General features: G+C 42.0%; 2 protein-coding genes. Both read right to left on the reverse strand.

What is annotated here, in order from left to right; genetic code table 11:
- A partial coding sequence (locus R7Z77_RS24385; RefSeq protein ID WP_318136934.1) for an HAD-IA family hydrolase occupies positions 1–594 on the reverse strand: 594 nt, incomplete at its 3' end.
- A 133-nt stretch (positions 595–727) separates the two neighbouring features.
- A partial coding sequence (locus R7Z77_RS24390; RefSeq protein ID WP_318136935.1) for a PQQ-dependent sugar dehydrogenase occupies positions 728–937 on the reverse strand: 210 nt, incomplete at its 5' end.

Here is a 937-nt window from a genome sequence, read left to right on the forward strand (position 1 = left end):
AAAGTACGCCAGCAAATCGGACAGTTCTCTCACCGCAAGTGATGCCGAATTTTGAAATTGTTCGGTGATGCCGTGATGCACTAAACAAGACGGCATTTGTGCATTGTACGCAGCTTGTAAATCGTAAAGGAAGTCACCGACATACAGCACTTCATTTGGCATCAAACGCCACTCCTTGGCGAGTACTTGTAGCGATAAAGGATCGGGTTTTGGTGGATAACATTCACGCGTGATCACTTGCTCAACGGTGATTTGGTTATGTTCCAATTTTCTTTGTGTCGCAATTAGGCAGTTTCGCGTCACGATGGCGGTTTTAATCGCTTTTTTCTTCAAGTAGTTCAGCAATTCATGACAACCAATCATCGGGCTAGATTGTTCAGCATCGGAAATCTCGTGGTCAAAAATGACATTATGTGCATGCTCTTTGTGATGCGGGTGATCGATGCGCTCTACGAAATCCAATAAATCTTCTGTTTGAGGGCAACCGAGTTGCTGACGAAGATCTTGAAAGTTCATATCTGAACTGACGAGCGTGTTGTCTAAATCGAAAATGACGGCTTTTATTCTTTCAAGTTCTAGTGGGAAGGGAATCATAGTGGCCTCGTACAACTTAACCAAACTATCGTTATAAAAACAAAAGGTTATTGTTAAGTTTAGATTCTTCTGGCTAAGTTGTACGAAAATAAATCATTGATGCATCACAAATCGAAAAAGCGCTGCACAGTTCTTATTGCTCTGTTAAGCGGAAGATTTTGCCGCTGTCGGTCGAAAAGTAGATATAGCCATCGGGGCTTATTGTGATATCTCTGATTCGTTCTCCAAGCTTTTCCAGTAAGCGTTGCGATTCTGTGAGCTTGCCATCGTTAATGCTGACGACATTGATATGAGTGAGCTTTAACGCTCCAACTAATATTTTGCCGTCAAGTTCTGAGTATTT

Source organism: Vibrio sp. 1401 (assembly GCF_033340295.1).